Source organism: Hydrogenophaga sp., from assembly GCF_030373225.1.
Taxonomy (GTDB): Bacteria; Pseudomonadota; Gammaproteobacteria; order Burkholderiales; family Burkholderiaceae_C; genus Hydrogenophaga.
The window spans coordinates 102,009-125,732 of the sequence record NZ_JAUCZG010000008.1 but is presented as its reverse complement, the minus strand read 5'-3'; the positions used below and the strand labels follow the sequence as shown (position 1 = coordinate 125,732).

Genomic DNA, 23,724 nt, shown 5'->3' with positions numbered 1-23,724 from the left:
CGCCCGGTTTTTTGTGCCCGGCGCACAAAGCCGGCCAAGCCAAGCGCTCTCCCTGTTCAACAACAGTTTTCTGGAGCCTGGTTCCTATGGAGATATTTGACTACGACAACGTCCTGCTGCTGCCGCGCAAGTGCCGCGTGGAGAGCCGCTCCGAATGCGACGCCGGCGTGGAGCTCGGCGGGCGCAAGTTTCGTCTGCCGGTGGTGCCGGCCAACATGAAGACGGTGGTGGACGAGTCCATCTGCGTCTGGCTGGCCAGACACGGTTACTTCTACGTGATGCACCGCTTCGACCTGGACAACCTGAAATTCGTGCGCGACATGCGTGCCCAAGGTGTGTACGCGTCGATCTCGCTGGGCGTGAAGGCGCCTGACTACGCCACCGTGGACCAGCTGGTGGCCGAGGGTCTGGCACCGGAGTACATCACCATCGACATCGCGCACGGCCACGCCGACAGCGTGAAGAACATGATCGGCTACCTGAAGGAAAAGCTGCCTTCGTCGTTCGTGATCGCGGGCAACGTGGCCACGCCCGAAGCGGTGATCGATCTGGAAACCTGGGGCGCCGACGCCACCAAGGTGGGCGTGGGCCCGGGCAAGGTGTGCATCACCAAGCTCAAGACGGGTTTCGGCACCGGCGGCTGGCAGCTCAGCGCGCTCAAGTGGTGTGCCCGCGTGGCGACCAAGCCCATCATCGCCGACGGCGGCATCCGAAGCCATGGCGACATCGCCAAGAGTGTGCGATTCGGTGCGTCCATGGTGATGATCGGCTCGCTCTTCGCCGGCCACGAGGAGTCACCCGGCCAGACGGTGGAGGTGGACGGTGTGCTCTACAAGGAGTACTACGGCTCGGCGAGCGACTTCAACAAGGGCGAGTACAAGCACGTGGAAGGCAAGCGCATCCTGGAGCCCATCAAGGGCAAGCTGGCCGACACGCTGGTGGAAATGGAGCAGGACGTGCAGAGCTCGATCAGCTATTCGGGCGGCACGAAGCTGATGGACGTGCGCAAGGTGAACTACGTGATTCTGGGTGGGGACAATGCGGGAGAGCATTTGTTGATGTGACGGGTAACGGAACCCTCCACTCCAACCGGACTTGGGGCTCACGGGCGCGATGTGCGCTGCTCCGCGGCTGTCCCCCGAGGCGGCTGCGCCGCCTCTCCTCCTTGACGCCGCTGCGCAGCGCACACCGCACCCGCAAGCCTGAAGTGATGTGAACCCGCCATTGATACCCATGCCAACGAGGTCATGGGTGGCCATGGGGCACGGCGCAGCGGCGTAAAGGGGAGACCGGGGCGCAGCCCCGGGCGGGGGACAGCCGCGGAGCCGTGCCCCGTGGCCGCCGATGACCGGACCCGCCGGAGACCACCGGACGTCAAACGGCGAGCAGCTCCCGAGCCATCCCATGCAAGCGGTGTTTCGGCTGCACCAGCGCTTCCACAATGCTGAAGTGGTTGAGCCCCGGCAAGGCCTCGCACACCGGCACCACCTCGGGGCCCCAGGCCTGCTGGATGAGGCGGTTGTGGCGCAGGAACTCGCTGCTCTCGTCCGCGCCGGCGGCCACGAACAGCTGGCCGCGGCCCTCGCGCAGTGCGGGCGCGGGCAACCAGGCCGGGCTGGCCTTCTTCACCTGGGCTGGCGTCAATTTCAACGACGACTGCACGAACGGCGTGCGCCGCACCGGCTCGAGGTCGTACAGGCCGGAGATCGAGAGCGCGTTTTTCACCAGCGACGCAGGCAGGTCGTCGCCCACACGCGCCCAGTCGCAGGCCAGCATCATGGTGGCCAGGTGCCCGCCGGCCGAATGGCCCACCACCGAGATGCGGTGCGGGTCGCCGCCGTGCGCAGCGATGTGGCGGTGCGTCCAGGCCAGGGCCTGCACCATCTGCATGACGATCTCGGGAATGGTGACCGCCGGGCACAGTGCGTAGTTGGGCACCACCACGCAGGCCCCGCGTCGGGTGAATGCGGGCGCGATGAAGGAGTGGTCGGACTTGTCCAGGCTGCGCCAGTAGCCGCCGTGGATGAACACCATCACCGGCGCCAGCGGAGCCCCCGCCTTGCGCGGCGCCGGGAAGATGTCCAGGGTTTCGCCGGGGCCATGGCCGTAGCTCACGTCCAGCAACGCACGGCTGCCCTGGCGGGCCTGCGCCGAGGTCGATGCCCAGCGCTCGAAATGGGCAGCGTGGTCGGGCACCAGAGCCCGGTTGTTGTATTCGCGGTCGAGCCAGGCGGGGTCGGTCGAAGGTGTTTTTTCCATGGTCGCGCATTGTGTCATGGGGGTTGTCGCCGGTCTGTCAGGACGGCGTCGGCAAACCTGTGTATTCTGTATACAGAGTTCCCCAGCCCTTCACATGACCGCCCGTTTGATTCAGCTCAAAGCCGCGCCCGACCTGGTCGAGCAGGTGTACTGCGCCCTGCTCGACGCCATCAGCGCCGGCGCGCTGCTGCCGGGCCAGCGCATCACCCAGGAGGAGCTGGCCGAACAGCTGGCGGTCTCGCGCCAGCCGGTCATGCAGGCGCTGCGCCTGCTCAAGAAAGACGGCTTCGTGCAGGACGCCCCGGTCTGCAACGGACCGGCGGGACGTTGCCGCGGTCTGCAGGTCACGCCCATCGATACACAGTGGATCGCCCAGGTGTACGAGGTGCGCGGCGCGCTCGACGCGCTGGCCGTGCGCCTGGCCGCCGCCCGCCGATCGCCGATCGACCCGGCCCTGATCGCGGCCGGGCGGGCGGCCGTGAAACGCGCCGACATCAAGGCCATGATCGACGCCGACCTGGCCTTTCACACCGCGCTCTACCGCGCCGCGCAGAACCCGCTGATCGAACAGAGTGCCCTGCTGCACTGGCACCACATTCGCCGAGCGATGGGTGAAGCCCTGCAGTCGGCGATGCTGCGCGAACCCGTTTGGGACGAACACGAAGCCATTGCCCGGGCGGTGCAGAACGGCGACGTGGCGTTGTCCGAACGGCTGATGCAGGCGCACAGTGGCCAGGCCAGCACGCACCTCGGCGCCCAGTTCGCCGAGCGCGCGCCATCCACTCCTTCGCCCGTGGCCCTGAAGGTCACGGCCCGCAACCGACAACTCCGTGGACTTCAACAGCCTGGCTAGTTGAACCACTTCAGCGGTCCCCGGTCAGTCCGGGGACCGCCTTTTTTTTCCAACCCCGTGAACACCCCGTCTGCCTCCAACCCCTCTTCCCCCAGCCTGCAGGTGGCCGTGCTCGGCATCGGCATGATGGGTTTTCCCATGGCGCGCCGCCTGTGCGAAGCCGGCTGCACGGTCAGCGCCTGGAACCGCTCGCGCGGCAAGGCCGAACGCCTGCTGGCCTTTGGTGCGCAGGTGACCGACACACCCGCCCAGGCCGTGGCCCAGGCCGACATCGTCATCACCCTGCTCGAGGACGGCAACACCGTGGAAGACGTGTTGTTCCGCCAGGGCACGCTGGCCGGCCTGCGCCCGGGCAGCGTGGTGGTCGACATGTCTTCCATCCAGCCGCGCCAGGCGCGCGACCACGCCGCCCGGCTGGCAGCTGCCGGTGTGCACCACCTCGACGCGCCGGTCTCCGGCGGCACGGTGGGCGCCGAGGCCGGCACGTTGGCCATCATGGTGGGCGGCAAGCCGGCCGAGTTCGAGCGGGTGCGCCCGCTGTTCGAGCGGCTCGGCCGCCCGGTGCACGTGGGCGCCCACGGCGCGGGCCAGCTGGCCAAGCTGGCCAACCAGATGATCGTGGGCATCACCATAGGGGCGGTGGCCGAGGCGCTGCTGCTGTGCGAGAAGGGCGGAGCCGACATGGCCAAGGTCAAGCAGGCCATCACCGGCGGGTTCGCCGACAGCCGCATCCTGCAGGTGCACGGTCAGCGCATGATCGAGCGCGACTTCACCAAACGGGGTGCGGTGGCGGTGCAGCTCAAGGACATGCGCAATGCGCTGGCCACCGCCGCCGAAATCGGTTTCGAGGCCCCGATCACCGCCTTGTTCGAACAGCTCTACGCCCAGTCGGTCGACCATGGTCTGGCCGACCTGGACCATTCGGCGCTGTTTGTCGAACTGGCCAGCCGCAACGGGATGGCCTGAGCGCAGGGCCGCGCGCGCGTCAGCGCTTCGGGGCTGGACCGGGCACTGGTGCGGCAGCTGGCCGCCCGGGCGACCTGGCCCGCGCCTCGCTCAGGGCGTAGGCCGGCAGGGCCCAGGCCAGCGGCATCAGGTAGTACACCGCGCGGTAGGCCAGCACCGTGGCGAGCACCACGGGAGCGGTCAACACGTGGCCCAGGCTTGCCACGAACACCGCTTCCAGCACACCCAGCCCGGCCGGCACGTGCGTGAGCACACCCGCCACCGCTGCCAGCAGCAAGGCGCCCAGCACCGTGGGGTAGTCGGCCCGCCCGCCGAACAGGCTCCAGACGATGGCGCCCATCAACAGCCAGTTCGTTCCTCCGAGCGCCGCTTGCAGCCAGGCCAGGCGCGAGCCCGGCAAACCCAACGTGTGTCCGCGCCAGGACAGCTCGCGTGCGCGCGACCAGGCGCACAGGGCCAGGTAGGCCAGCGCCAGCCCCAGCATCGCCGCGCCGATGCCGCGCAACCACAGCGCGCCCGGTGCCCAGGACGCCGACAACCGGGGCGGGGCGATCAGCAGCACCGCGCCCGCCACCCACAGGTAACCCAGCCAGTTGGTCACCATGCTGTGCACGATCACCCGGCCCACGGTCGAGGCCGACAGGCCACCGCGCAGGTACAGCCGCATGCGCAAGCCCAGGCCGCCCACCAGCGCCCCGACATTGAGGTTGACCGCGTAACAGATGGCCGCCGTGCCCAGCGTGCGCAGGGCCGACATCGGGTGACCGGTGAGCCGACGCCCGAGCAGATCGAAGCTGGCCACCAGCGCATGGCTCGCCAGCGCCAACCCCACGGCAACGAGCACCTGCGCGAGTGAGAGCGCCTGCAGCGCCTGCCACACCCCGGGCCACTCCACGGTGCGGGCCTGCCGGGCCACCAGCGTCAGCACGATGGCGGCCAGCGCCCAGGGTGCGACGCGCCGGAACCCGCCCCAGGCCCGTCGCAGCGCCGGACTCATGGCGTGTCGCCGTGCAGCGGTACCACGCGAGGTTCGCGCACGCTCACCCGTGCGGCCCAGACCGAATAGCGGCGCAACAGGTGGAACACCACCATGCTGCGCACGGAGATCCAGGCCGAGTGCAGACGCCCCGTGGCCGGCCGCCGGATGCGTTCGCAGCTCTCTTCCATCAGGTGGTCGATGCGCTCGCGCAGCAGCGTGGCGAACACGGTGTCGCGGACCACCACATTGGCCTCCAGGTTGAGGCTCAGGCTGGTCGGGTCGAGGTTGCTCGAGCCCACGGTGGCCCAGTTGTCGTCCACGACCGCGACCTTGGCGTGCAGCGGCCGTTCGTTGTATTCGAAGATGTTCACGCCGGCGCGCAGCAGGTGGCGGTAGAGCAGCTCGGTGGCGCGCTTCACCCAGGGCTGGTCCGGATGGCCTTGCAGCACCAGGTCCACCTGCACACCGCGCCGCGCGGCGCGGCGCAGGTCGCGCAACACGCGGTAGCCCGGGAAGAAATAGGCGTTGGCGATCAGCACGCGCTGGCGCGCGTTTCGCACGGCGGCGCGATAGTGCCGCTCGATGTCGGTGCGGTGCAGGTGGTTGTCCCGCGTGACGAACGCCGCCACCGCTCCCACCCCGTCGTGGGTGGGAACGCCACCGCGCTTCAGGGCGGCACGCCAGCGCTGGAGCCACTGGCCCCGTGAGGGCTGCGGCGAGCGCAGGTTGGCGCGGCAGAAGGCCTGGATCTGGCCCACCAGCGGGCCTTCGACCTCGACCGCGTAGTCCTGCTTGCCCTGCGGGCCGGAAGCGATGAGATGGTCGATCGAATAATTGATGCCGCCGACAAAGGCACGCTGGCCATCGACCACCACCAGCTTGTGGTGCATGCGGTGCAGCAGGTTGATGCGCGCGCCCAGCAGGCGTTGAGCCGGTTCGAAGCTGCGCAGGTGCACCCCGGCGTCGAGCAGCGGCCGGGTGAACGACTCGGACAGGTCGGGCGAGCCCCAGCCATCGATCAGCACGTGCACCTCGGCGCCGCCAGCGGCGGCTGCGATCAGGGCCTGCTGCAGCTGCTGCCCGACCCGGTCGTCGAACAGGATGAAGGTCTCCAGCAGCACCTCGCGCTCGGCCGACGCAATCACATCGAACACGCGCGGGTAGTAACCCTCGCCGTTCTCCAGCAGCGTGAGGCGATTGCCGGGCAGCCAGTGCGAATTCACGCCGGCTCCCGCAACTCGATCGCAGCAGCCACCGGGGCGTGGTCCGACAGCTGGGCCCAGGGTCGCCGCGGCATGGGCACCGGCAGCGCGCTGGCGACACCGCGCACATAGATGCGGTCCAGCCGCAGCAGTGGCCAGCGGGCCGGGAAACTGCGTGCATGCTGGCCATGCGCCTGGCGAAACACTTCGCGCAGGCCGCTGGCCTCGAGTTGTGCGTCGGCGCGCGAGCGCCAGTCGTTGAAGTCACCCGCCACCACCAGGGGCGCCGCGGCCGGCACGTCGGACTGCACGGTTTCGCACAGGCGCGCCAGCTGATGGCTGCGGTGCGCTTCGCGCAGCCCCAGGTGCACGCACATCACGTGCAGCGCGGGCTGGTCGCCAGGCAGGGCCAGCTCGCAGTGCAGCAGGCCCCGCGGCTCCACGCCCGGCACCGAGATGTCGTGGTTGAAGCTGCGCAGCACCGGATAGCGCGACAGCACCGCGTTGCCATGGTCCAGTCCCTCGGCCACCGCGTTGCGCCCGTAGGCGTGGTCGGGCCAGATGGCGTCGGCCAGGAACTCGTACTGCGCGCCCGCCGACGCTGCGGCGCGTGCGCCGGTGGCACCTTCCACTTCCTGCAGGAACACCACATCGCTGCGCACGGCGCGCACCGCCTCGCGCAGTTCGTGCAGCACGAACCGGGTGTTGAAAACGTCAAAACCCTTGTGGATGTTGACGGTCAGCACGCGCAGGCTCCTTGCCGGGGGGGCCGCGCTCAAACTTTGCACGGGCGCTGCTGCGCCGGGAACGGCATGGACATGGTTTCATGATGCATGAACAGCCGGGTCTTGTCTGTGGGCTGGACCACCGACTCCCTGGCGCCTGCACAGGGTGGTGCAGGCCTCCCGCTACCCGCCTGGCACTCCCTCAGGCCTTCAGCGCAAAACCCGCGATCTGCTTGTAGTTGTCGGAAATCGCGCGCAGTTCGTCCTGGCTGATCAGGTCGTCGATGTTGGCGAACGGCTGCCCGCCACTGAGTTCGTCGGCCTTCATGATGATGAAGTCCGGCGGCAGGGTGCGGTTGGTCTGCACCACGCGGGCGGTGGCGGGCAGGCGCGCAGCCTGGTAGCGCTGCAGGGCTTCGCGCAGGTCGCCACCGGCCTGCCGTCCGGCAGCGATGGCGTCGGCCAGGGTGCGGGCGTCGATGAGCGCCTGCGCCGAGCCGTTGGAGCCGCGGGGGTACATGGGGTGGGCGGCGTCGCCCATCAGGGTGACGCGCTCGAAACTCCAGCGTGGCAGCGCGTCCTTGTCGACCATGGGGTACTCGAACACCTGCCCGGCCGAGCCGATCAACGCGGGCACGTCGAGCCAGTCGAAACGCCAGTCGGCAAAGGTGGGCAGGAAGTCTTCGATGCGCCCCGGGCGGTTCCAGTCGTTCATGCGCGCTTCGCTGTCGCGGATCTCGGCCACCCAGTTGATGAGCTGGTTGCCCTGGCCGTCCACGTCGTCCACGATGGGGTAGATCACCATCTTGCCGGTGTCGATCGAGCCGACCCGGATGTAGCTCTTGCCGCCCAGGATGGGCTTGTGCACCGTGGTGCCACGCCAGGTGTTGATGCCGGCGAAACACACCTGGTCATCCGGGTAGAAATGTTTGCGGATGGCCGAATTCACACCATCGCAGGCCACCACCCACGCCGCGCGCACCGGCGCCACCGGCCCCTGCGCGTTGTCGGCAAAGTACAGCGTGACACCCTCGTCGTCCTGCTCGATCGCCTGGCAGCGGAAGCCGGTGTGCACCCGCTGCGGTCCCAGGCGCTGCAGCGCGGCCTCGAACAGGATGCGGTGCAGCTTGCCGCGGTGGATGCCCAGTTCGGGCACGGCGTAACCGGCGTGGCGCCCGCGCGCCTCTGCATACACACGCTGACCGAAGCGGTTGAAGAACACGCTCTCGCGGTTTTCAATGCCCACCGCCTCCAGCTGCGGCAGCAGGCCCAGTGCCGTGAGCTCCTCCATGGCGTGCGGCAGCAAGGTGATGCCCACCCCCAGCTCCTTGACGTCGGCCACGCCCTCGTACACATCGCAGGCCATGCCCCGCTGGTGCAAGGCCAGCGCAAACGCCAACCCGGCAATGCCGCCACCCACCACCGCGATCGCGGTTTGATCAGACATGCTCACTCCGGTTTGATGTTCTGCGCCTTGATGAGGTCTGCCCAACGCTGCGCGTCTTTCTGCACCAGCTGGCCGAAGGCCTCGGGCGTGCCGGTGCCCGGGTCCATGCCCTGCGCCGAGAAGGCCTTCTTCACCTCCTCGCTGCCCAGGATGTCGTTGATCTCGCGGTTGAGCATGGCCACCATGGCCGGGGCCAGCCCCTTGGGCGCGAACACGCCGTACCACATGTCCACGTTCACCTCGCCGGTGCGCGACTCGGTGAGTGTGGGCACATCGGGCAGCAGCGCGTGGCGCTTGTCGCTGCCGATGGCCAGCGCCACCAGGCGCCCGCTGCGAACCTGCGGCAGCGCCACGTGGATCGGCAGGAACATGGCATCCACCTGGCCGCCGATCATGTCGGTGAGGGCCGGGCCGGTGCCTCGGTAGGGGATGTGGGTGATGAAGCTCTTGCTGGTGTTCTTGAACAGCTCCATCGACAAGTGGTGCGGCGTGCCCACGCCGGGCGAAGCGTAGTTGAGCTTGCCGGGCGCGCGGCGCGCGGCCTCCACCAGGTCGGCGGCGGTCTTGAAGCCGGTCCTGGGGTGGGTCACCAGCATCAGCTGGCCCCAGCTGGTCAGGCCCACCGGCGTGAGGTCGCGCAGCGGGTCGAAGGTGGACGCCGGGTAGAGGCTGCGGTTCATCACCAGCGTGTTCACGCTCACCAGCAGGGTGTTGCCATCGGGCGCGGCGCGCACCACGGCCTCGGTGCCGATGTTGCCCGAGGCGCCGGCGCGGTTGTCCACCACCACCGGGCGCTTGAGCCGCTCCGAGAGTTTGGGACCGATGGTGCGTGCGATCAGGTCGATGCCGGTGCCGGGCGTGAACGGCACGATGAGGCGCAAGGGCGCGTCCGTCGTCTGGGCCTGGGCCAGACCGGTGCCGGCGAGCACGGCAAGCGCCAGCAAACCACGGCGCGTGCGGGAGGCCAGGGGCCGGTGCGACGGCGCACCCGGCGTTGTCGAGCGTGTCATGCAAAGTCTCCTATCGTTAGCATGCTGACCATTATGAAAGTGACGGACGGTGATCGCCATTCGTAGAATCCCGAGTTTCCGAGCACGTCATGACCCTCAAAGACCTGTACCAGCGCCCTGGCTTCCTCCTGCGCCGCACCCACCAGATTTCGGCGGCGGTGTTCGAGAACGCCTGCGCCAGTGTGGGGCTGACGCCGGCACAGTACGGGGTGCTCACGGTGCTGTCCAGCGAACCGGGCCTGGACCAGACCCGGCTGGCACGTGCACTGGCCTTCGACAAGGTCACCGTCATGCGGGTCTGCAAGGGCCTTGAAGAGCGCGGGTTGATCGAGCGGCGCCTGTCCGAGCACAGCCGCCGCCAGATGGCCGTGGTGCTCACTGCGGCCGGCAAGAAGCTGCTGCAACAGGCCCGCGGCCCGGCCGAACAGGCGTACCAGCGGCTGCTCTCGCCGCTCACGCTCACGCAGCGCCACCAGCTGATCGAGATCCTCGAAACCCTGACCCAGGGACTGGCCGACGACGCGCGTGCGCCCTTCGTTCCCCTGCTGCCGGCGCCATCCGACACGCAGCCGGCCCAGCCCGCACCCAAGGCCCGCGCCCGCCGCACCAACACGGGGCAAGGCGAGGCACCCAGGCGCCGCTGACAGGCCGCCGACCAACTGCTTTTGGTGCAGGAACAGCACCAAACCCAGGTAGCGGGTGTCCGCCAGCCTGGCACGCTTTCTGCTGATGAACATGGCGCAAGAAGAGCGATTGCGGGTCCGCCCGATCATCTGCTCGGTATTCAGGTGCACTAGGGTTCCGACCGCGTTTGCGCGGTGTCTGGTCCGAGAGTGTGCCGGCCTCATCGCAGGCTCCACGGAGGGACAAAAGCCCGGGAGAACGATCCACCGATCGCTTCTTCCTGCACGCCCTTTCAACCCACGGAGCCCCCTGATGAAAACCTCTGCCCCCACCCTGTCCAGCCGGCGCAACCACTTCTTCAAGCCGGCCCTGGGCCTGGCCCTGTCGCTGGCCGCTTTCTCATCGTTCGCGCAGGCACCCGCCCAGATGAAGATCGCCACCGTGGTGTGGATCGGCTACGGCCCGTTCTACGTCGCCGAGTCGCTGGACCTGTTCAAGAAATACAACCTCAAGGTCTCGCTGCAGGTCTTCAACGACCCGGCGCTGATTCCGGCGGCCATCGCCTCGGGCGCAGTCGACGGCGGCATGCTGACCTACGACCAGGTGGTCGGCCAGGTGGCGGCGGGCCGCAACATGAAGGTGGTCATGCCCATCGACTACTCCAACGGAGGCGATGCGATCGTGGCCGACAGCAGCATCACCAAGGTGACCGATTTCAAGGGCAAGAAGATCGGCTACAACCCGCTCTCGCCATCCGACTTCCTGCTCTCGTATGCCCTCAAGACGGTCAACCTCACCGAGAAAGACATCACCCCGGTGAGCATGACGCCCGAAGCCGTGCCGGCGGCGATGGCCTCGGGCCAGCTGCCCATCGGCGTGACCTACGAGCCCAGCCTCTCGCAGATCCTCGGCCAGGGCGGCGGCAAGAAGTTCAAGGTGGTGTTCTCGTCGAAGAACGCGCCCGGCCTGATCGCCGACGTGCTGGTCTTCGACGACAAGGTCATCAAGGCCAAGCCGGCCCAGATCACCGGCGTCATGCAGGCCTACCTCGACGGCCTGGCCTACATGAAAGCCAAGCCCGACGAAGCCAACAAGATCATCGGCAAGTTCATGGGCGTGACGGCCGCCGAGGTGAAGGAGCAGCTCACCGGCGTCTACAACATCCCGCTGGCCGAGATGCCCAAGGCCTTCACCAAGGCCAAGGAGACCACCTCGTACTTCGCCAGCGGCGAGATCATCGGCGAGCTGCTCAAGGCCAAGGGCCAGATCACCACGATCCCGGCGATCGAGTCCACCTTCGACGCCAGCCTGGTCAAGGGCCTCAAGTAAGCCTCCGGGCAGACGCACCGGTGCCCGGGCGGGCATCGGTGCTGGGCTGACAGCGATCTCCATTGAAGGCACTTGCATGAAACCGGTTTTTCGATACGAGGACGGCGTCTGGCCGAACCTCGCCGCCATGGGCTTCACCGTGCTCGGCTGGCCGCTGGGCATCGCCCTGCTGGGTCAGGCCAGCTGGCTGATCAACGCACTGGGCGTGCTGCTGGTGGCACAGACACTGGTCTGGTCGGCCTATTACATCCACGAGTTCGCGCACAACGCCATCTTCCGCACCCCGCAGGCCAACGAACGCTGGGGCACGCTCATGAGCTGGATCAACGGCAGCTGCTACGCCAGCTTCGCCGACATGCGTCGCAAGCACATGCGTCACCACGTGGAGCGCGCCGATGTCATCACCTTCGACGCGCAGGCGTTCCTGCGTGCCCACCCCGCCGTGCGCCGCGTGGTGCTGGCACTCGAATGGGCCTACATCCCGGCGGTGGAGTTCGTCATGCGCGGCTTCGTGATCGCCATGCCCTTCATGGGCGACAAGAAGAAGCAGGCCCGTGGCCGGGTCGTCGGCGTGGCGCTGGTGCGCATCGCTGCACTCGCCTTGCTGGGCTGGTGGTCGCTCAAGGCGCTGGCACTCTACTGTCTGGCCTTTTTGATCTTCGTGACGGTGCTGCGTTTCGCCGACTGCTTCCAGCACACCTACGACGCCTACCCGATCATGGACGACACGCCGATCCCGGCCGACAAGCTGCGCGACCGCGCCTACGAGCAGGCCAACACCTACAGCGATGTGGTCAGCCTCGATGCGAAGTGGTTCAACCTGGTCTGGCTCAACTTCGGCTTCCACAACGCGCACCACGAGCGCCCCACCGCGCCGTGGTACCGCCTGCCGGCGTTCCACCGCGAGCTCTACCCCGACAGCTACCCGCAGGTCATCACCGTGGGCGAATTGCTCAAGAGTTTTCATGTCAACCGCGTCAAGCGCGTGCTGGCGAGCAACTACGGTGCCGTGCAGCCGCCGGGCACGCCGGGCCGGGCCGATGGTTTCCTCGGTGCGGTGGGGGTGTCTTTCCTCACCGCGGTCTGACATGGGCGCCGCGTCGTACGGCCTGCAGGGCAAGACCGTGCTCATCACGGGGGCTGCCGGCGGCATCGGTCTGGCGCTGGCGCGGGCCTTTGCGGCGCAGGGAGCCCGGCTGATGCTGCTCGACCGGGTCGATGCAACCAGCACCCTGGACTGGATCCGACGAGACCAGACCCCCTCCATTCGGGCCGAGCCCACCTCCGTTCGGGCCGAGCCTGTCGAAGCCCACTCGATCCTGTGTGACCTCGCCGACGCCCGACAGGTGGCGGCGGTTGTCGAGCAGGTACGGGAACGCTGGGGCGCACTCGACGTGCTGGTGAACAACGCCGGCACCGAGTACCCCACACCGCTGGACGACACCGCGCCCGACGCCATGGAGCGCTGGGCCGGCCTGCTCGACAACAACGTCACCTCCATGGTGCGGCTCACGCAGGCCTTGTTGCCGCTGCTGCCGCGTGGCGCCAGCGTGATCAACCAGAGCTCGATCTGGGGTCGCATCGGCGTGGCGGGGTTCTCGGCCTATGCCGCGAGCAAACACGCCGTGGTGGGCCTCACACGCTCGCTCGCACTGGAACTCGGCCCGCGCGGCATCCGTGTCAACGCGGTCTGCCCGGGCTGGGTGCGCACCGACGCCGCGCTGCGTTCGCTCACCGCCATGGCGCAGGAGCAAGGCCGCAGCGAGGCCGAGGTTGAACGCGAGATCCTGGCGCGACAGGCCGTGGCCGAGATGCTCACGCCCGACGACCTGGCCGGCGTCTTCCTGTTCCTGGCCAGCGAAGGTGCCCGCCCGCTCACCGGCCAGTGCCTGGTGGCCAGCCACGGTGAGGTGATGGCATGAGCGTTGCCATCTCGCTGGCGGGTCGCACCGCTCTGGTCACGGGCGCTGCCACCGGTATCGGACGCGCGATCGCGCTGACGCTGGCCCAGGCGGGCGCCTCGGTGGTGGTCAACCACCTGAACCAGCCGCAGGAAGCCGCGACGCTGGTGCAGGCCATCAGGAACGGCGGGGGCCAGGCGGTGGCCATCAACGCCGACGTGAGCGACGGCACAGCCGTGCAGCGCCTGGTGGCGGAGGCGCTGCACACCGTGGGCGACATCCACATCCTGGTCAACAACGCCGGCATCATCCAGGAGAAGCCATTCCTGGAGACCACCGAGGCCGACTGGGACCGTTTGCTGGGCACCGACCTCAAATCGGTCTTTCTCATGGCGCGCGCCGTGCTGCCCGGCATGGTGGCGCAGCGCAGCGGCGTGGTGGTGAACCTCGCCTCCGATCTCGGCATCCTCGGCCGCGAGAACTTCGCGCCCTACTGCGCCGCCAAGGCCGGCGTGATCGGCCTCACGCGTTCACTGGCGCGCGAATTCGCGCCGCACGGCATCCGGGTCAACGCGATCGCGCCCGGCCCGGTGAACACCGCCATGGTGTCGCTGCAGAACATGAGCCCCGAGTGGATGGAGAAGGAACTGGCGATTCCGCAGCACCGCGTGGCCGAGCCGGAAGAGATTGCTGCCACCGCGCTGTTTCTGGCCAGCGACCTCTCGCGCTTCTATTGCGGTCAGGTGCTCGGTCCCAACGGCGGCTCCGTCATGCCCTGATCGGCCCGCATGTCCGTCTTCACCCACCCGTCCAACCGCTTCGCCACCGGCGTTCTGCTGTTCTCCGCTTCGCTGTGGGGTCTGTCGTGGATGCCGCTGAAGTGGTTCATCGCACAGGGACTGAGCGGGCCCATGGTGTCGCTGCTGTCGTATGGCGTGGTGGGCCTGTTCAGCTGCATCTTCATCTGGCGCCAGCGCGCCGCCTGGCGCCCCCAGTGGGGCTTGCTGCTGGCACTGGCCGTGGTTGGCGGCTGGGCCAACACCTCGTTCGTCAACGCGCTCATGCTGGGCGACGTGGTGCGGGTGATGTTCCTGTTCTACCTCTCGCCGGTGTGGTCGGTGCTGGGTGGCTGGCTGTTCCTGAAGGAGCGGATCCCGCCGCTGCGCTGGGCCGCGGTGGTGGTGGCGCTGCTGGGGCTCTGGCTGTTTCTGGGCGGGCCGGGCGGGCCCGATCTCGCCTTCACCTTCGTCGACTTCCTCGCGCTGTCGGCAGGCTTCTGTTTCGCGGCCAACAACGTGATCGCGCGCGCCGCGCAGCAAGTGCCCATGGTCAGCAAGACCTTCGCGGTGTTCGCCGGCTGCGGTGTGATCTCGCTGTTGGCCACCAGCACGCTGGGCCACGCCGTGCCCGCCGGCATGGGCCTGGGCGTCTGGCTGGCCGTGCTGGCCTACGGTTTTGTCTGGCTGCTGCTGGCCACCGCCACCTGGCAGTTCGGCGTCACCCACATCGAAAGCAGCAGGGCCGGCGTGATTTTGCTGGCCGAGCTGGTGGTGGCGGTGATGAGCGCGCTGTGGTTCGGCGACGAATCCATGACCGGCATGGAGTGGGCGGGTGGTGCGCTGATCGCCATGGCCGCCTTTGCCGAAGCGCTCGACACCTCGCCTGATCCCAAACCCCAAGGAGCCTGAATGAACACCACCGTGTGGATGAACGAACTGTCGTGGGTGGACTACCAGTCGCGTGTGCAGCGCGACCAGCCGCCGGTGCTGCTGCCGGTGGGTGCACTCGAGCAGCACGGCCCGCACCTGCCACTGGGCACCGACGGGCTGCTGGCCAGCGCCGTGGCCGCCGACACCGCAGCGCTCGTGGGCGGGCTGGTCGCGCCCACGCTGTCGTATGGCTACAAGTCGCAGCCCAAGTGCGGCGGCGGGCAACACTTCTGCGGCACCACCAGCGTGGACGCCGCCACGCTGGTGGGCCAGGTGCGCGACGCGGTGCGTGAATTCGCGCGCCATGGCTTGACGAAACTGGTGATCGTCAACGGCCACTACGAGAACCAGTGGTTCCTGATCGAAGGCATCGACCTCGGCCTGCGCGATGCCCGGGCCGCCGACCCGGCCAGTGCACTGCAGGTGATGCGCCTGGAGTACTGGGACTTCATGACGCCCGAGACCCTGGGCGATGTGTTTCCCGACGGTTTCCCCGGTTTCGCGCTGGAGCACGCCGCGGTGCTGGAGACCTCGATGATGCTGCACCACCACCCGCATCTTGTGCGCATGGACCTGCTGCCCGACGACGGTCCGGCCGACTTTCCACCCTACGACATGTACCCGCCGCGCACCGACTGGGTGCCGGCCTCGGGTGTGTTGTCGTCGGCCAAAGGTTCCGACGCCGACAAGGGCCGGCTGCTGAGCCACGAAGTCGCGCGGCGCATGGCCGAGGCCATCACCACCGGCTTCACGCGACCTGCCGGCGTCTGACCATGGACACCTTGCCCGACCCCGGCCGCACCGCCTTGCTGTTGATCGACCTGCAGCGCGATTTCTGCAGCGCCGGTGGCTATGCCCACCAGGCCGGCATCGACATCGGCCCCATGCAGGCGGTGGTGGCCAATGCCGTGCGGCTGCTGCGCGCGGCGCGCGCCGCCGGGCTGCTGGTGGTGCACACGCGCGAGGGCCACCTGAGCGACCTGAGCGACTGCCCACCCACCAAGCTGGCGCGCAGCATCCAGGCCGGCGCGCCGATCGGCAGCACAGGCCCGCTGGGTCGCCTGCTGGTGCGCGGTGAACAGGGACACGACTTCGTGGACGCCGTGCGCCCCGTCGGTGGCGAAGAGGTGATCGACAAACCCGGCTACGGCGCCTTTCACCAGACGCGGCTGGCACAGCTGCTGACAGCACGCGGCATTGGCCAGCTCATCGTCTGCGGCGTGACCACCGAGGTGTGTGTGCATTCCACGCTGCGCGAAGCGGTGGACCGCGGCTACGCCTGCACCACGGTGGCCGACGCCACCGCCGCCAGCAACCCCGCGCTGCAGGCGGCTGCGCTGGCCATGATCGGCGTGGAAGGCGGCATTTTCGGACGGGTGTGCAGCACCGACGAAGCGGTGGCTGCGCTGCAGGGCTTGCCCGCGCAGCCGCCCGATCGCCACGACGCCAGGGTCAGCACCTGGGTCAGCGCCTTCACCGGCGCCTGAAGGAGTCCACCATGACCCAGGCACTTCGCATCTGGCCGCTGCTCACCGCCACCCACCGCTACGACAAAACCATCTCCACCTTCAACCGGGGCCACGGACAGACCATCGAGGCGCCGATCCTGGCCTACCTGATCGAGACGAAAAACGGCCGCCTGCTCTACGACGTGGGCTGCGACCACGCCAAGATCCACACGCCCGAGCTGCGTGAGCGCCACTACAACCCCGCCAGCTTCGAGATGGGTGCGCCCGACATGCACGAGGAGCAGCGAATTCCCAACCACCTCGCGCGCCTGGGGCTCAGCGTGAAAGACGTCGACCTGATCTTCATCGGCCACCTGCACTTCGACCACGCCGGGGGCTTGAAGGAGTTGAAGCGCTGCGGCTGCGGCGCCGAGATCCAGCTGCAGCGCGACGAGTGGGACGCCGCCTGCAGCGGCCTGGACGGCGCGGTGTTCGAAGACGAACTGCTGGACGACGAAGGACGGGCGTTCCAGTTCTGCCTGAAGCAGGGCGAGTACAGCGTGCTGCCCGGCGTGCAGGCCGTGGCCACCCCTGGCCACACCGCCGGCCACATGTCGATGCTGGTCGAGCTGCCCACGGGCGCGCCGGTGCTGCTGGCCGGCGACGCGGCCGACCTGCAGGAGAACATCGACGACGAGGTGGCCCCCGGCACGCTGTGGCAGGGCCGCGAACAACAGGCCGTCGAGAGCATCCGCAAGCTCAAGGCACTGGCCCGCGAGACCGGCGCACGCCTCTGGCCGAACCACGACATGGCCTTCTACCGCAGCCTGCCCAACTTCATCTGAACGCATGCCCACAGGTCCGTTCGGGCTGAGCCTGTCGAAGCCCATCCGCACAACCATGAACGCCATCGACCCGATCCCCGAGCGCTACCACGGCGTGTGGCAGCGCACCCTGCTGGAAACACCCACCGAGCGTGACACCACCACCTGGGTGCGCTGGCTGCAGACCGGCCTGTGGCACGGCGACCTGCGCGTGCCGCCCGAAGCCGACCGCCGCACTCCCGCGGGCCGCGCCGCGCAGCAGGGTTTCGGTGGCACCACGCTCATCACACAGCCCGACGCCACCCAACCCGAGGTCTGCACCTGGCAACGCCAGATCGACCTGCAGCCGCCACGCAGCACACCCGATGCCGGCCACATGGTGTTCGAGTCGCCCGACTGCGTGCACGAGACCGGTATCCACGGCACCTACTTCGAGGTGTGGGAACGCCTGCCGGGCTCGCTGGGCACCCGCATCGCACTGGGCGCGCTCGACGAGAGCGGCGCACCCACCGCCGAGCGCCTCCTGGTGGCCGGACGCTACCTCATGCACCTGCGACCGCGCAGCGCCGCCTGGCCCGCCGACACGGCGCCCGACGACTCGCTGGCCGGGGTGGTGGCGCGCCATCCGGGGCATGCCGATGAGCTGCTGGACTTCGACATCGGCTTCGGCACGCTGGAGCATGGTGTGTGGACCATCGAGCGCGCCACCGTGCCCGAACGGGAAGGCCGTGTGCACACGTGTGCCCTGCAGCGCACGAGCCAGTCGGAGGCCACGGTGAAGAGCCCTCTTCTGCCGGTTCATTGGCAGGTGCTGGAGTGGCACGCACCCGACTGAAGCCCGCCCACGCACCGCTGCCGTGCACCCGGCGGCACATGCACCAGCTTCGCAGCGGGTGGTGTGGACGCGTCTGCACAAACGGACCTCCATGGTCTTTTGATGGGCATGCAACTTGCGCGGAAGGTGAAGCGCTCAACCCCGCTTCACTTCAACCCCCAGGAGCTTCACCATGCCAACCACCCTCCCATTCTCTCGCCGCGGCGTGCTCGCCGCCCTGCTGCTGCCGCTCGCGCTGTGGGCCACCACCGCACAAGCCGCCAACCTCGACGAGATCAAGAAGCGCGGCTACATGACCGTGGTCACAGAAGACGACTTCCGCCCGTTCGAATTCGTCAAGGACGGCAAGCCCACCGGCTTCAACAACGAGATGGTCGATGCGCTGCGCAAATACGCACCGTTCGAGATCCGCCAGGAGATCCTGCCCTGGCCCGGCATCCTCGCGGGTGTGGCGACCGGCAAGTACGACATCGCCATCACTGCGGTGCTCATGACCAGGGAGCGCACGCAGTCGCTGGACTTCACCAGCCCGATCGCCGACGCCACGCACTACTACGTCAAGCGCAAGGACGACAGCAGCATCAAGTCGATCAAGGACCTGAACGGCAAGACCGTCGGGGTGCAGACCGGCAGCGCGTTCCTGAGCCGCCTGCCCGAGCTGCAGGCCATGCTGGCCAAGGAAGGCGGCAAGCTCGGCAAGATCGTTGAATACGCCTCCTACCCCGAGGCCTACCAGGACCTCGCGCTCAAGCGCACCGACTTCGTGGTCAACACGGTGATCAACCTCAAGGCCCTGGTGGCCGAGCGCCCCAACGTGTTCGAACTCGGCCAGCCGGTGTCGGGCAGTTCCTACCCCGCCTGGGCGGTGAAGAAGGGCAACACCGACCTGCAGAAGTTCATGAACGACTTCATTGCTGCGCAGAAGGCCAACGGCGTGATGCCGGCCTTGCAGAAGAAGTGGTTCGGTGAAGCGTTCACGCTGCCGGTGAGCTACACGCCCGAGCAATAAGACCGAACCGCGAGAAACCGCCAGCGCATGACCCACGCCGATGTCCTGTCGATCTTCAGCGGCGCGCTGACCACGCTGCTGCTGTCCATCGCCGGCATTGCGCTGGGCCTGCCGCTGGGCCTGGGTCTGGCGCTGGCGCGCTGGGCCCGGGTACCGATCCTGGGCGCGGCGGTGGCGGTTTACGTGAGCCTCTTGCGCGCCACACCGCTGATCACGCTGGTGCTGCTGATCTTCTTTGCCCTGCCCACCGCCGGCATCTCGGTCGGCCCGGTGTCTGCCGGCCTGATGGCGCTCGTGCTCAACACCGCGGCGTTCAACTGCGAGGTGTGGCGGGCCGCGCTGCTCGATCTGCCGAAAGACCAGATCGAAGCGGCGCAGTCGGTCGGCATGGGTCGCAGCCTGCGCTTTCGGCGCATCGTGCTGCCGCAGGTCTGGCGCACCGCGCTGCCCGGCCTCATCAACGAGATGTCGCAACTGGTCAAGCTCACGCCGGTGCTGGCGGTGGTGGGCGTGGTCGACATCACGCGCGCGGCCGTGCGCATCGGTGCACAAACCTACGAGCCGCTGCCCCCGTTTCTGGTGGCGCTGGCCATCTACATTCCCATCGTCTATGCACTGGTGAGCGTGCAACGCCGGGTGGAGCGGCGCACCCACCAGCGTGGGGCCGCCGCATGATGCGCGACTTCGCCACCGTGTGGTCCGAGCGTGGCCTGCTGCTCTCGGGCCTGGGCAACACGGTGCTGCTGTCGGTGCTGGCCGGCCTGGCGGCACTGGTGCTGGGCGCGCTGCTCTCGACCCTGCTGATGTCGCCCCGGCGGTCGCTGTCGCTGCCGGCCAAGGCACTGGTGGACCTGGCGCGCTGCACGCCCTTCCTGCTGTTCGCCTACATCGTCTACTACGGCCTGCCCTCGCTGGGCCTGCCGTTCGACGCCTGGAGCGCGGGCCTGTTCGCGCTCACGGCCTACCACGCGGCCTACATGGCCGAGATCCTGCGCGCGGCCTGGGCCAGCCAGCCACGCGCCCCGATCGAGGCCGGCGTGGCATTCGGCTACAGCGGTCTTGGCCTGTTCCGGCGCATCGTGCTGCCGCCGCTGGCGCTCTCCAGCGCGCCGGTGCTGGGCAACCAGCTGATCCAGATCATCAAGGACAGCGCCTTCCTCACCATCATCACCCTGCCCGAGCTCACCCATGCGGTGAGCTCCATCCAGTCGCGCCACTTCATTCCGTTCGCCGCCTTCCTCACCGCCGTGCTGCTGTACTGGGCGCTGTGCCTGGTGGTGGAGGCCGGCGTGGCCGCCGTGGGCCGCCTGGCCGACGCGCGGCGCTGACCCACCACCCGCCCGCACCATGCCCACCCTCATCCCCCTCCTCAGCGTCCAGTCGCTCTGCAAGAGCTACGGCAGCCTGCGCGTGCTGGACAACATTTCCTTCACCGTGGCGCCTGGCGAAACGGTCTGCCTGCTCGGGCCCTCCGGGTCGGGCAAATCCACCTTGCTGCGCTGCATCAACTGGCTCGAACGCCCCGACAGCGGGCGCATCCTGATCGACAGCCAACCCATCGGGGTGACCTCGGGCGGCGTCGTGATGGACGACCGCAAGCTCGCGCAGGTGCGCACCCACATCGGCATGGTGTTCCAGCAGTTCGCGCTGTGGCCGCACCTCACGGTGCTGCAGAACGTGATGGAAGCACCGGTGCATGTGCAGCGCCGCCCGAAGGACGCCGTGCGCGTCGAGGCCGAAGCGCTGCTGCGGCGCGTGGGTCTGTTCGACAAGCGCGATGTGTTTCCGGCCCGGCTCTCCGGTGGACAGAAACAGCGCGTGGGCATTGCACGGGCGCTGGCGATGAAGCCCGCACTGATGCTGTTCGACGAGCCCACCAGCGCACTCGACCCCGAACTCGTGGGCGAGGTGCTGGCCGTCATGCGCGACCTGTGCGCCGAGGGCATGACCATGCTGGTGGTGACGCACGAGATGGCGTTTGCCCGGGAAGCCGCCCACCGCGTGGTCTTCATGGACCATGGGGTGGTGGTGGAAACCGGTGCGCCGGAGGCCTTCTTCGATGCGCCGAGCACCGAGCGCGGCCGGCAGTTCCTGCAGCGCTTCGCCGACGGCCGATCACCCGCGGCAGCCTGAAGACCGGCGCGCGACTCAGCGCTTGGGCACGCCGGGACCCTGGCCCCCGCCCGGCCCCATGCCGCCGGGCATCGGTGGCATCGCGGGCAGGGTGGAGCCGCGCTCCTTGGCGCGCACCTGCATTTTCTCGTGGTGCTGGTTGCGGATCTGCTCCCGCTCCTCCTGGGTGCGCGCTGCGCGCATGCGATCGCGGTACTCCAGCCGCTCCTGCTGCGTCATGAGCTCCGAGCCAAAGATGGGCGCCTCCGCCGGGGTCTGGGCGATGGCGCTGCCCGACAGGGCCGTGAACAATACCGCTGCGGCAAACATGCCTGGTTTCATGGTGGACTCCATTGGATCCCGTCACCTCACGGCACATGCCGTGAGGTCGGACACCGCATGGTGCATCGCCCGGCGCCGGACCGATTGATTGCGCTCAACGCGCCGCAGCCACCTGCCCGGGCGCGACAGACCGCGTTTCAGCGCGGCTCGGACGCCGCCGGGGCTTCGACCCGGGCCAGTGCTTCGCGTTTGCCCAGCGCCAGCAACTCCAGCAGCTTCGGAACCCTCGAGGCGCGCGGCACGGCGCCGCCGGACTCCCATTTCCAGATGGAGAGCGACGACACACCCAGCAGCCGGGCCGCCTGTTCCTGCGTGAGGCCCAGGCGTGCACGCTGCAGTTTCAGTCGCTCTGCCGAGAAAACCACCTTGCGCCCGGGCTTGCCTCGGGGCGCCGCCGCCGGCCCGGTGTCGGCCGCCTGGGCAGGCTGGCGCGCACCCTGCGCGCTCGCCTGACCGAGCCGGTTCAACTGAACCTGCAACGCCCTGGTCTGCTTTTTCAGCGCAGCCAGTTCGGCGCGCTGGAGCAACGCGGTCTTGCGCAGGGAGGCGAGTTCGTCGCGCAGTTCCTTGCGTGCCACCCGGGCAATCTCTTTCTTGAGGGAGTCGGCAAACGTGGTCATGGGCGGATGGTACGACATCGAACACAGCCATACCGTGAGGGGCAGCACGGCGGCCTCCGTTAGCATGCAACCCATGTCCCGACCATCCGACCTTGAACGCCTGTCCCCCGAAACCGTGGCCGGTCTGGCGAAAGCGCACGCTGGCGCCACAACCTGCCCCGCCTGCCGGCCGTATGCCAGCGCAGGCTGGGAGTCGTTTCCCGCCTCGCAGGACGGTGCCGCCCTGCAGCCGATTGGCGCACTCTGGCTGCCCGGCGACGACGAGCCCACGCTGGAGGAACACCGCCCGCCTGGCGTGGACGCGTGGTCGCCCGAGGCGCCGATCTCGCTGGCCCACCACCCTTGCAACCGCTGCGAGATCTGGGCCTGCAGGTCGTGCGGTTTTCCCTTCCTGCGCTACACCGAGTACGGCGGCTACTACATCGATCCACGCATCCGCGAACTGCGCGCCGACCGGGTCGTGCCGGGCTCAATCCCTCAGGGTTAGCGATCTGTCCCGGTGCGGGTTTGCATGCTTACCATCCAGACCCTGTTCATGCAACCTGTTGGAGACAATCACATGCTGAAGAAACTCGTGGTGGGCGCCCTGGTGTCCACGGTGCTGGCCACCTCGGCCTCGGTCGCCCTGGCGCAGGAGTGGCCTGCGGCCAAACCGATCCGCGTGATCGCGGTGTTTCCGCCGGGCGGCTCGGTCGATCAGGTCTCGCGCATCCTGGCCGAAGCGCTGCGGGTGCAACTCAAGCAGTCGGTGATCGTGGAGAACATCGGTGGGGCCTCGGGCGTGATCGGCACCGCGGCCATCGCCAGGGCAGCGCCCGACGGCTACACCTTCGGCGTGGTGTTCGACACCCACGCGGTGAACCCGGCGCTCAAACCGTCCATGGCCTTCGACACCATGAAAGACCTGGAGCACATCACCCTGATCGGCACCGCGCCCATGGTGCTGGCCGCCACCAAGGGCTCGCCCATCACCAGTTTTGCGCAGCTGGTGAGCGAGGCCAGGGCGAAGAAGTCCACCAGCTTCGGCACCATCGGCACCGGCAGCCTGGGGCATCTGGCGATTGCGCAGATGGCCAAGAACGCCGGCTTCGACTGGACCCATGTGCCCTACAAGGGCGGCGGCCCGCTGATGAACGACGCCATTGCCGGCCATGTGCCGCTGGCCGTGGGATCGTTGTTCCTGATCAAGCCCCATGCGGACTCCGGCAACGTGACCCCGTTGGCGGTGAGCACCAGCAAGCGCTCCAAGGACATGCCCAACGTGCCCACCATTGCCGAGAGCGGCTTCCCCGGTTTTGACGCACCGGCCTGGTGGGGCGTGATCGGCCCGGCCAACATGCCCCCGGCCCTCACCGCCCGCATCCACGCCGCCGTGGCCGCTGCGCTGAAAAATCCCGAGGTGGCCAAAAAGCTCGAGGCCCAGGGCATCGACCTGGTGGGCGGCGGCCCCGAGGTGTTCAAGCCTTTTGTCGAAAAACAGATGACGACCTGGTCGGCCTTCATCAAGGCCAACAACATCACCGAGTGACG

27 protein-coding genes and 1 riboswitch are annotated in these 23,724 nt (G+C 68.3%); of the genes, 19 read left to right on the top strand and 8 right to left on the bottom strand.

Features of this window, described 5'->3' with window-relative positions; all coding sequences use genetic code 11:
- Positions 1-86 precede the first annotated feature (86 nt).
- On the top strand, positions 87-1,064 hold the full coding sequence (locus QUV35_RS06995) for a GMP reductase (protein WP_300871911.1): 978 nt from the start codon (positions 87-89) through the stop codon (positions 1,062-1,064).
- A gap of 310 nt (positions 1,065-1,374) precedes the next feature.
- Here QUV35_RS06995 and QUV35_RS06990 read toward each other — a convergent pair whose 3' ends face one another.
- Positions 1,375-2,259 carry an alpha/beta hydrolase gene (locus QUV35_RS06990; RefSeq protein WP_300871908.1) on the bottom strand — a complete coding sequence of 295 codons (885 nt, stop codon included), beginning with the start codon at positions 2,257-2,259 and terminating at the stop codon, positions 1,375-1,377.
- Positions 2,260-2,353: 94 nt separating this feature from the next.
- Between QUV35_RS06990 and QUV35_RS06985 the strand changes: the two genes are divergently transcribed.
- Together QUV35_RS06985 and QUV35_RS06980 are read left to right on the top strand one after the other, a co-directional pair.
- Positions 2,354-3,112, top strand: a complete 759-nt coding sequence (locus QUV35_RS06985; RefSeq protein WP_300871904.1) for a GntR family transcriptional regulator — start codon at positions 2,354-2,356, stop codon at positions 3,110-3,112.
- A 57-nt stretch (positions 3,113-3,169) separates the two neighbouring features.
- Complete coding sequence (locus QUV35_RS06980) at positions 3,170-4,078, top strand: NAD(P)-dependent oxidoreductase (RefSeq protein WP_300871901.1); 909 nt, start codon at positions 3,170-3,172, stop codon at positions 4,076-4,078.
- A 19-nt stretch (positions 4,079-4,097) separates the two neighbouring features.
- On the opposite strand, the gene QUV35_RS06975 is transcribed toward QUV35_RS06980, so the two are convergent.
- From QUV35_RS06975 to QUV35_RS06955, 5 genes are all read right to left on the bottom strand, one after another.
- Entirely contained in the window at positions 4,098-5,075 is a 978-nt protein-coding gene (locus QUV35_RS06975) for a lysylphosphatidylglycerol synthase domain-containing protein (protein WP_300871899.1), read from the bottom strand.
- Entirely contained in the window at positions 5,072-6,280 is a 1,209-nt protein-coding gene (gene clsB / locus QUV35_RS06970) for a cardiolipin synthase ClsB (RefSeq protein ID WP_300871897.1), read from the bottom strand. The genes QUV35_RS06975 and clsB overlap by 4 nt, the downstream gene beginning before the upstream one ends.
- On the bottom strand, positions 6,277-7,005 hold the full coding sequence (locus tag QUV35_RS06965) for an endonuclease/exonuclease/phosphatase family protein (protein WP_300871895.1): 729 nt from the start codon (positions 7,003-7,005) through the stop codon (positions 6,277-6,279). The genes clsB and QUV35_RS06965 overlap by 4 nt, the downstream gene beginning before the upstream one ends.
- Positions 7,006-7,186: 181 nt before the next feature.
- Positions 7,187-8,431, bottom strand: a complete 1,245-nt coding sequence (locus QUV35_RS06960; protein ID WP_300871893.1) for a flavin-dependent oxidoreductase — start codon at positions 8,429-8,431, stop codon at positions 7,187-7,189.
- 2 nt (positions 8,432-8,433) lie between these two features.
- A complete protein-coding gene (locus tag QUV35_RS06955; protein ID WP_300871890.1) occupies positions 8,434-9,441 on the bottom strand; it encodes a tripartite tricarboxylate transporter substrate binding protein in 1,008 nt (335 codons plus the stop codon).
- A gap of 89 nt (positions 9,442-9,530) precedes the next feature.
- Between QUV35_RS06955 and QUV35_RS06950 the strand changes: the two genes are divergently transcribed.
- The 14 genes from QUV35_RS06950 to QUV35_RS06885 all read left to right on the top strand — a co-directional run bounded on the left by QUV35_RS06950 (position 9,531) and on the right by QUV35_RS06885 (position 21,253).
- Entirely contained in the window at positions 9,531-10,085 is a 555-nt protein-coding gene (locus tag QUV35_RS06950; protein WP_300871888.1) for a MarR family transcriptional regulator, read from the top strand.
- Between the two features lie 138 nt (positions 10,086-10,223).
- Positions 10,224-10,324: riboswitch (guanidine-I (ykkC/yxkD leader) on the top strand.
- A gap of 53 nt (positions 10,325-10,377) precedes the next feature.
- Complete coding sequence (locus QUV35_RS06945) at positions 10,378-11,394, top strand: ABC transporter substrate-binding protein (protein ID WP_300871886.1); 1,017 nt, start codon at positions 10,378-10,380, stop codon at positions 11,392-11,394.
- Between the two features lie 76 nt (positions 11,395-11,470).
- Positions 11,471-12,481 carry a fatty acid desaturase gene (locus tag QUV35_RS06940; protein ID WP_300871884.1) on the top strand — a complete coding sequence of 337 codons (1,011 nt, stop codon included), beginning with the start codon at positions 11,471-11,473 and terminating at the stop codon, positions 12,479-12,481.
- Between the two features lies 1 nt (position 12,482).
- Positions 12,483-13,316: an SDR family oxidoreductase gene (locus QUV35_RS06935; RefSeq protein ID WP_300871882.1), complete on the top strand. Its 834-nt coding sequence runs from the start codon at positions 12,483-12,485 to the stop codon at positions 13,314-13,316.
- Positions 13,313-14,074: a 3-oxoacyl-ACP reductase family protein gene (locus tag QUV35_RS06930; RefSeq protein WP_300871880.1), complete on the top strand. Its 762-nt coding sequence runs from the start codon at positions 13,313-13,315 to the stop codon at positions 14,072-14,074. Before QUV35_RS06935 ends, QUV35_RS06930 begins: the two co-directional genes overlap by 4 nt.
- Before the next feature lie 9 nt (positions 14,075-14,083).
- Entirely contained in the window at positions 14,084-14,983 is a 900-nt protein-coding gene (locus tag QUV35_RS06925; RefSeq protein WP_300871877.1) for a DMT family transporter, read from the top strand.
- Positions 14,984-15,775 carry a creatininase gene (locus QUV35_RS06920; protein WP_300871875.1) on the top strand — a complete coding sequence of 264 codons (792 nt, stop codon included), beginning with the start codon at positions 14,984-14,986 and terminating at the stop codon, positions 15,773-15,775.
- A gap of 2 nt (positions 15,776-15,777) precedes the next feature.
- On the top strand, positions 15,778-16,491 hold the full coding sequence (locus tag QUV35_RS06915) for an isochorismatase family cysteine hydrolase (RefSeq protein WP_300871873.1): 714 nt from the start codon (positions 15,778-15,780) through the stop codon (positions 16,489-16,491).
- Between the two features lie 11 nt (positions 16,492-16,502).
- A complete protein-coding gene (locus QUV35_RS06910) occupies positions 16,503-17,297 on the top strand; it encodes an N-acyl homoserine lactonase family protein (RefSeq protein WP_300871871.1) in 795 nt (264 codons plus the stop codon).
- Positions 17,298-17,301: 4 nt separating this feature from the next.
- Positions 17,302-18,111, top strand: a complete 810-nt coding sequence (locus tag QUV35_RS06905) for a hypothetical protein (RefSeq protein ID WP_300871869.1) — start codon at positions 17,302-17,304, stop codon at positions 18,109-18,111.
- Positions 18,112-18,283: 172 nt separating this feature from the next.
- Complete coding sequence (locus tag QUV35_RS06900; RefSeq protein ID WP_300871867.1) at positions 18,284-19,120, top strand: transporter substrate-binding domain-containing protein; 837 nt, start codon at positions 18,284-18,286, stop codon at positions 19,118-19,120.
- Between the two features lie 27 nt (positions 19,121-19,147).
- Positions 19,148-19,795, top strand: a complete 648-nt coding sequence (locus tag QUV35_RS06895; protein WP_300871864.1) for an amino acid ABC transporter permease — start codon at positions 19,148-19,150, stop codon at positions 19,793-19,795.
- Positions 19,792-20,448 (top strand): ABC transporter permease subunit, encoded by a 657-nt coding sequence (locus tag QUV35_RS06890; RefSeq protein ID WP_300871861.1) that lies wholly within the window; start codon positions 19,792-19,794, stop codon positions 20,446-20,448. The genes QUV35_RS06895 and QUV35_RS06890 overlap by 4 nt, the downstream gene beginning before the upstream one ends.
- Positions 20,449-20,467: 19 nt before the next feature.
- The gene (locus tag QUV35_RS06885) at positions 20,468-21,253 is read left to right on the top strand and encodes an amino acid ABC transporter ATP-binding protein (protein WP_300871859.1); all 786 of its coding nucleotides are present in this window, start codon (positions 20,468-20,470) and stop codon (positions 21,251-21,253) included.
- Between the two features lie 15 nt (positions 21,254-21,268).
- Here QUV35_RS06885 and QUV35_RS06880 read toward each other — a convergent pair whose 3' ends face one another.
- A complete protein-coding gene (locus tag QUV35_RS06880) occupies positions 21,269-21,574 on the bottom strand; it encodes a hypothetical protein (RefSeq protein ID WP_300871856.1) in 306 nt (101 codons plus the stop codon).
- Positions 21,575-21,711: 137 nt separating this feature from the next.
- The gene (locus QUV35_RS06875) at positions 21,712-22,194 is read right to left on the bottom strand and encodes a helix-turn-helix transcriptional regulator (protein WP_300871853.1); all 483 of its coding nucleotides are present in this window, start codon (positions 22,192-22,194) and stop codon (positions 21,712-21,714) included.
- Between the two features lie 73 nt (positions 22,195-22,267).
- Between QUV35_RS06875 and QUV35_RS06870 the strand changes: the two genes are divergently transcribed.
- Both QUV35_RS06870 and QUV35_RS06865 read left to right on the top strand, forming a co-directional pair.
- Complete coding sequence (locus tag QUV35_RS06870) at positions 22,268-22,681, top strand: hypothetical protein (RefSeq protein ID WP_300871850.1); 414 nt, start codon at positions 22,268-22,270, stop codon at positions 22,679-22,681.
- Between the two features lie 72 nt (positions 22,682-22,753).
- Positions 22,754-23,722 (top strand): tripartite tricarboxylate transporter substrate binding protein, encoded by a 969-nt coding sequence (locus QUV35_RS06865; RefSeq protein ID WP_300871847.1) that lies wholly within the window; start codon positions 22,754-22,756, stop codon positions 23,720-23,722.
- The last annotated feature ends 2 nt before the right edge of the window (positions 23,723-23,724 follow it).

Excerpts from the sequence above, each read along its gene's own strand:
- QUV35_RS06995 (WP_300871911.1), top strand. The coding sequence starts at position 87 with ATGGAGATATTTGACTACGACAACGTCCTGCTGCTGCCGCGCAAGTGC.
- QUV35_RS06990 (WP_300871908.1), bottom strand. The coding sequence starts at position 2,259 with ATGGAAAAAACACCTTCGACCGACCCCGCCTGGCTCGACCGCGAATAC.
- QUV35_RS06985 (WP_300871904.1), top strand. The coding sequence starts at position 2,354 with ATGACCGCCCGTTTGATTCAGCTCAAAGCCGCGCCCGACCTGGTCGAG.
- QUV35_RS06975 (WP_300871899.1), bottom strand. The coding sequence starts at position 5,075 with ATGAGTCCGGCGCTGCGACGGGCCTGGGGCGGGTTCCGGCGCGTCGCA.
- QUV35_RS06960 (WP_300871893.1), bottom strand. The coding sequence starts at position 8,431 with ATGTCTGATCAAACCGCGATCGCGGTGGTGGGTGGCGGCATTGCCGGG.
- QUV35_RS06955 (WP_300871890.1), bottom strand. The coding sequence starts at position 9,441 with ATGACACGCTCGACAACGCCGGGTGCGCCGTCGCACCGGCCCCTGGCC.
- QUV35_RS06950 (WP_300871888.1), top strand. The coding sequence starts at position 9,531 with ATGACCCTCAAAGACCTGTACCAGCGCCCTGGCTTCCTCCTGCGCCGC.
- QUV35_RS06945 (WP_300871886.1), top strand. The coding sequence starts at position 10,378 with ATGAAAACCTCTGCCCCCACCCTGTCCAGCCGGCGCAACCACTTCTTC.
- QUV35_RS06940 (WP_300871884.1), top strand. The coding sequence starts at position 11,471 with ATGAAACCGGTTTTTCGATACGAGGACGGCGTCTGGCCGAACCTCGCC.
- QUV35_RS06935 (WP_300871882.1), top strand. The coding sequence starts at position 12,483 with ATGGGCGCCGCGTCGTACGGCCTGCAGGGCAAGACCGTGCTCATCACG.
- QUV35_RS06930 (WP_300871880.1), top strand. The coding sequence starts at position 13,313 with ATGAGCGTTGCCATCTCGCTGGCGGGTCGCACCGCTCTGGTCACGGGC.
- QUV35_RS06925 (WP_300871877.1), top strand. The coding sequence starts at position 14,084 with ATGTCCGTCTTCACCCACCCGTCCAACCGCTTCGCCACCGGCGTTCTG.
- QUV35_RS06920 (WP_300871875.1), top strand. The coding sequence starts at position 14,984 with ATGAACACCACCGTGTGGATGAACGAACTGTCGTGGGTGGACTACCAG.
- QUV35_RS06915 (WP_300871873.1), top strand. The coding sequence starts at position 15,778 with ATGGACACCTTGCCCGACCCCGGCCGCACCGCCTTGCTGTTGATCGAC.
- QUV35_RS06910 (WP_300871871.1), top strand. The coding sequence starts at position 16,503 with ATGACCCAGGCACTTCGCATCTGGCCGCTGCTCACCGCCACCCACCGC.
- QUV35_RS06905 (WP_300871869.1), top strand. The coding sequence starts at position 17,302 with ATGCCCACAGGTCCGTTCGGGCTGAGCCTGTCGAAGCCCATCCGCACA.
- QUV35_RS06900 (WP_300871867.1), top strand. The coding sequence starts at position 18,284 with ATGCCAACCACCCTCCCATTCTCTCGCCGCGGCGTGCTCGCCGCCCTG.
- QUV35_RS06895 (WP_300871864.1), top strand. The coding sequence starts at position 19,148 with ATGACCCACGCCGATGTCCTGTCGATCTTCAGCGGCGCGCTGACCACG.
- QUV35_RS06890 (WP_300871861.1), top strand. The coding sequence starts at position 19,792 with ATGATGCGCGACTTCGCCACCGTGTGGTCCGAGCGTGGCCTGCTGCTC.
- QUV35_RS06885 (WP_300871859.1), top strand. The coding sequence starts at position 20,468 with ATGCCCACCCTCATCCCCCTCCTCAGCGTCCAGTCGCTCTGCAAGAGC.
- QUV35_RS06880 (WP_300871856.1), bottom strand. The coding sequence starts at position 21,574 with ATGAAACCAGGCATGTTTGCCGCAGCGGTATTGTTCACGGCCCTGTCG.
- QUV35_RS06875 (WP_300871853.1), bottom strand. The coding sequence starts at position 22,194 with ATGACCACGTTTGCCGACTCCCTCAAGAAAGAGATTGCCCGGGTGGCA.
- QUV35_RS06870 (WP_300871850.1), top strand. The coding sequence starts at position 22,268 with ATGTCCCGACCATCCGACCTTGAACGCCTGTCCCCCGAAACCGTGGCC.
- QUV35_RS06865 (WP_300871847.1), top strand. The coding sequence starts at position 22,754 with ATGCTGAAGAAACTCGTGGTGGGCGCCCTGGTGTCCACGGTGCTGGCC.